General features: G+C 62.7%; 4 protein-coding genes and 2 pseudogenes. 4 read left to right on the top strand and 2 right to left on the bottom strand.

The window, feature by feature from the left end; genetic code table 11:
* The 4 genes and pseudogenes from VGP39_RS13060 to VGP39_RS13045 form a co-directional block, all read left to right on the top strand.
* A pseudogene (locus tag VGP39_RS13060) lies at positions 1-115 on the top strand (HIT family protein); the annotation flags it as partial.
* Positions 116-118: 3 nt separating this feature from the next.
* Positions 119-1,069, top strand: a complete 951-nt coding sequence (gene nudC, locus VGP39_RS13055; protein WP_327568526.1) for an NAD(+) diphosphatase — start codon at positions 119-121, stop codon at positions 1,067-1,069.
* Between the two features lie 82 nt (positions 1,070-1,151).
* Positions 1,152-2,120: a sugar kinase gene (locus VGP39_RS13050; RefSeq protein ID WP_327568527.1), complete on the top strand. Its 969-nt coding sequence runs from the start codon at positions 1,152-1,154 to the stop codon at positions 2,118-2,120.
* A 61-nt stretch (positions 2,121-2,181) separates the two neighbouring features.
* On the top strand, positions 2,182-2,694 hold the full coding sequence (locus VGP39_RS13045) for an Lrp/AsnC family transcriptional regulator (protein WP_327568525.1): 513 nt from the start codon (positions 2,182-2,184) through the stop codon (positions 2,692-2,694).
* 134 nt (positions 2,695-2,828) lie between these two features.
* Here VGP39_RS13045 and VGP39_RS13040 read toward each other — a convergent pair whose 3' ends face one another.
* Both VGP39_RS13040 and VGP39_RS13035 read right to left on the bottom strand, forming a co-directional pair.
* Complete coding sequence (locus tag VGP39_RS13040; protein WP_327568524.1) at positions 2,829-4,328, bottom strand: phosphomannomutase/phosphoglucomutase; 1,500 nt, start codon at positions 4,326-4,328, stop codon at positions 2,829-2,831.
* A 191-nt stretch (positions 4,329-4,519) separates the two neighbouring features.
* Positions 4,520-4,664: pseudogene (locus VGP39_RS13035) on the bottom strand (TIGR02281 family clan AA aspartic protease); the annotation flags it as partial.

Here is a 4,664-nt window from a genome sequence, read left to right as displayed (position 1 = left end):
CAGCGACGCGGCCTGGCCGCGTCCGGTCTGGGGCGTGATGCCGCCGCTGGCGCATGACGCCGAAGAAGTGCAAAATTTCATCAGCGCGCTGCGCCGAAAAATCTGGCTTGGTTGATTCATGAGTGCATTCGATTCGTTTCCGTTGGGCCAGCCGGCCTTCGTCACCAACATCCTTGACCGCGCCGCGCATCTGCGCAGCAACGACGAGAAGCTGCTCGCGCTGGAGGGGCATCGCGACGCCCGCGCCTATGTGGTGTACCGCGACTCGCTGGTGGTGAAGCAGGAGGCGGAGGGCCCGCGCGCGCTGCTGACCATCGATGAGGCGACAAAATTCGGCGCCAATCCCGGCACGATCTTTTTGGGCTTGCGCGACGGCGCGGCCGTGTTCGGCATGGGCATCAAGGCCGAGGCGGTGGAAAAATTGCTGACCCGCAACGACGTCGCCGTCACCGAACTACGGGGCATGGCGATGCAGGGCGTGGTGCCGCCGGACCAGCTGTCGGCGATCGCGATGGCAAAATCCATGGTGAGCTGGCATCAGCGCCACGGTTTTTGCGCCAATTGCGGCACGCGCTCGGCGATGAAGGAGGGCGGCTGGAAGCGCGATTGCCCGAACTGCAAGGCCGAACATTTTCCGCGCACCGATCCGGTGGTGATCATGCTGGTGACCTCGGGCGACAAATGCCTGATGGGACGGCAGAAGCATTTTCCGACCGGGATGTGGTCGTGCCTCGCCGGGTTCGTCGAGGCCGCGGAAACCATCGAGGACGCGGTCCGCCGCGAAATCTTCGAGGAATCCGGGATTCGCTGCACCGATGTGAGCTATTACATGACGCAACCCTGGCCCTATCCGTCATCGCTGATGATCGGCTGCGTTGCGCGCGCGACCAGCGAGGACATTGTCGTCGACCGGACAGAACTTGAAGACGCCCGCTGGTTCGACCGCGCCGAGGCCATGCTGATGCTGAAACGCGAACATCCCGACGGTCTTGCCGGCCCGCATCCGTTCGCGATTGCACATCACTTGCTCGGCCGCTGGCTGCAAACCGTCCCAGATTTGCACGGATGACGGGAACCTGACCGTGACTCAATCGGTTATCCCGGCAAGCCCGGGCTCATCAGACGACCGGGCCGATGCGATGGATTCGCCAATGAATTTCCATGTCGCAGCTCCGAAAATTCCTCCGCGCATTTTATGCATCGGCATGCCGGTACGCGATCTGACGTTTCGCATCCAGGAACTGCCGGGGCGCGGACTCAAGGTCAACGCCAGCCATTTCGATGAAATCGCCGGCGGCAACGCGCTGAATGCCGCGATCGGAATCGTGCGCCTCGGCGGCCGCGCCTCGATCTGCGGCCCGATGGGCGATTCCCGCGAGACCTCGGCCAAGTATATTTTCGAGAAGCTGGCGCATGAGGGCATCGACACCAAGCACATCGTGCACATGCCGGGGCTGGTGACGCCGATCTCCAATATCATGATCGACCCCTCGGGCGAGCGCACCATCGTCACGTTCCGCGATCCGGAATTGTGGAAGGTGCGTCTGCCCGAACCCGACACGCTGCTGCGCGACTGCGATGCGATCCTGACCGAGAACCGCTGTGCGGAGTTTTGCACCGATCTGTGCGCCGAGGCGCGCAAGCGCGGCATTCCGGTCGTCGTCGACGTCGATCGCGCGATGTCGATGCGCGAGGGCCTGCTGACGGCGTCGTCGCATCTGATCTTCTCCAGCGAGGCGCTGCAGGCCACCGCCGGCGTTGCCGACGACGCCGAGGCGCTGATGAGGATGGCGAGGCTGACGTCATCTTTCCTGGCCGGCACGCGCGGGCCGCGCGGCACCATCTGGCTCGACGAACAAAAGCAACTTCGGGAAACCCCCGCCTTCCCGGTGCACACCGTCGACACGCTGGGGGCGGGCGACATATTCCACGGCGCGTTTGCGCTGGCGATTACGGAAAAACAGGATGTGCCCGGCGCGCTCCGCTTCGCCTCGGCCGCTGCGGCGCTGAAATGTACCCGTTTCGGTGGTGCTTTCGCCTGCCCGCAACGTCCTGAAGTGGAAGCACTTTTGGATAATGAGCCGGCCGGCTGCGGAGAACAGGCCGGAAATCGGGCTTGAAATAGAAGGATTTTCTCTATATGAGGGGTGATGACCTCATAAATGGAACAAAGTTCTTCTCATGACCGATCTCGCCCTTCACGTCCTGGAGCCCAACCGGCGCCTCGACGCCATCGACCGCAAGATTCTGACCGTGCTGCAGGAGGATGCCTCGCTGTCGGTCGCCGAGATCGGCGACCGCGTCGGGCTGTCCTCGACGCCCTGCTGGAAGCGCATCCAGCGGCTGGAGGCCGACGGCGTGATCCTGCGCCGGGTAGCATTGGTCGACCAGAACAAGATCGGCCTCGGCATTTCCGTGTTCGTGTCGGTGGAGAGCTCAGACCATTCCGAAGGCTGGCTGAAGAAATTCGCCGAGGCCGTCAGCGCGATGCCCGAGGTGATGGAATTCTATCGCATGGCCGGCGACGTCGATTACATGCTGCGCGTCGTCGTCGCCGACATGCAGAGCTACGACGTGTTCTACAAGAAGCTGATCGGCGCGGTCAGCTTGAAGAACGTCACGTCGCGTTTCGCGATGGAGAAGATCAAGTCGGTAACCGCGCTGCCGATCCCGGCGGTGCCGGCCGCAGGTTAGAGTTAGCGCGTTGCGTGTCCACAATTGCAGCCGTCATACGCGGGCTTGACCCGCGTATCCATCCCTCTTCACATGACTCATTTTTCGAAGTGGCTGGATTGCCGGGTCAAGCCCGGCAATGACGATCACGGTGCTCATATCTTCTGATTATACTCGCCGACCTCGGGATGGCCGCGCAGCACGCTGTCCATCGCCTCGAACATGTCGCGCATGCGCTCTTCGGAGACCGGGCTTTCCACCACCACCACCAATTCCGGCTTGTTGGAAGACGCCCGCACCAGGCCCCAGCTGCCGTCCTGCACGGTGACGCGCACGCCGTTGACGGTGACGAGATCGCGGATCTTTTGGCCCGCGACTTTCTCGCCGTCGTTCTGCATGTCCTCGAAATGCTTCACCACGCGCTCGACGATGCCGTATTTGGCCTCGTCCGGGCAGTGCGGCGACATGGTCGGCGACGACCAGGTTTTCGGCAGCGCGTTCTTCAGATCCGCCATCGACTTATCCGGTGCGCGGTCCAGCATTTCGCAGATCGCGATCGCCGAGATCAGGCCGTCGTCATAGCCGCGGCCGAGTGGGGCGTTGAAGAAGAAGTGGCCGGACTTCTCAAAGCCCGCCAGCGCGCCAAGCTCGTGGGTGCGGCGCTTCATGTAGGAATGGCCGGTTTTCCAGTAGGCGGTCTTGGCGCCCTGCTGTTGCAGCACGGGATCGGTTGCGAACAACCCGGTGGATTTCACGTCGACCACGAACTGCGCGTTCGGAGTGATCGCCGACATGTCCCGCGCCAGCATCACCCCGACCTTGTCGGCGAAAATCTCCTCGCCGGTATTGTCCACCACGCCGCAGCGGTCGCCGTCGCCGTCGAAGCCGAAGCCGACATCCGCTCTGTGCTGCAGCACCGCGTCGCGGATGGCGTGCAGCATCTCCATGTCTTCGGGGTTCGGATTGTATTTGGGAAAGGTGTAATCGAGTTCGGTATCGAGCGGCACCACCTCGCAGCCGATCGCCTGCATCACCTGCGGCGCGAACGCGCCGGCGGTGCCGTTGCCGCAGGCCACCACGACTTTCAGTCTGCGCTTCAGCCTGTGGCCTTTGGTGAGGTCCGCGATGTAGCGCGCCGGAAAGTTTTCGTGAAACTGATACGAGCCGCCGGGCTTGTTCTTGAACTTGGCATTGAGCACGATCTCCTTCAGCCGGCTCATCTCGTCCGGCCCGAACGTCAGCGGACGGTTGGCGCCCATCTTGACGCCGGTCCAGCCATTGTCGTTATGCGACGCCGTCACCATCGCGACACACGGCACGTCCAGTTCGAACTGTGCGAAATACGCCATCGGCGTCATGCACAGGCCGATGTCGTGCACCTTGCAGCCCGATGCCAGCAGGCCGGAAATCAGCGCATATTTGATCGAGGCCGAATAGCTGCGGAAATCGTGCCCGGTGACGATCTCCTGGCGCTGGCCGAGCTCGGCGATCAGCACGCCAAGCCCCATGCCCAGCGCCTGGATTCCCATCAGGTTGATTTCCGTGCCGAACAGCCAGCGCGCATCGTATTCGCGAAAGCCGGTCGGCTTCACCATCGGCTCGGATTCGTAGGCGTAGGTGTTGGGCGCCAGGACGGGCTGCGGTTTCGGGAACATTTTTCGATGGCCTTGTGGCAGGCGACGGATTTGTGTGGTTAGCGCGGAACTGACAACAGGTACAGCGTCGTCCCCGCGCAGCGGGGACCTATAACCCCTGGCGTGCATAATTACAGCACAGCGTTGCAACGGCATTTTTAAATTGAGACCACACGGCGTATGGGCCCCCGCCTGCGCGGGGACGACCGGGGCTACTGCTCCAGCACCATCTTGCCGCCGGCATATTCGAACCGCTTCAGCTTCGACAGGAACGACAGGCCGAGCAGGTTTTCCGACAGCGCCTCGTCGGGCAGCACCATGGCCTCGACGTCGCGGACGATGAGGCCGCCGAGTTCG

It is taken from the genome of Bradyrhizobium sp., assembly GCF_036009065.1.
GTDB lineage: Bacteria > Pseudomonadota > Alphaproteobacteria > Rhizobiales > Xanthobacteraceae > Bradyrhizobium.
The sequence above is the reverse complement of the archived record's forward strand: the minus strand, read 5'-3'. Positions and strand labels throughout refer to the sequence as shown.

What these genes read in the sequence shown, in the direction of transcription:
- nudC (WP_327568526.1), top strand. Translation starts at nt 119, where the DNA reads ATGAGTGCATTCGATTCGTTTCCGTTGGGCCAGCCGGCCTTCGTCACC.
- VGP39_RS13050 (WP_327568527.1), top strand. Translation starts at nt 1,152, where the DNA reads ATGAATTTCCATGTCGCAGCTCCGAAAATTCCTCCGCGCATTTTATGC.
- VGP39_RS13045 (WP_327568525.1), top strand. Translation starts at nt 2,182, where the DNA reads ATGACCGATCTCGCCCTTCACGTCCTGGAGCCCAACCGGCGCCTCGAC.
- VGP39_RS13040 (WP_327568524.1), bottom strand. Translation starts at nt 4,328, where the DNA reads ATGTTCCCGAAACCGCAGCCCGTCCTGGCGCCCAACACCTACGCCTAC.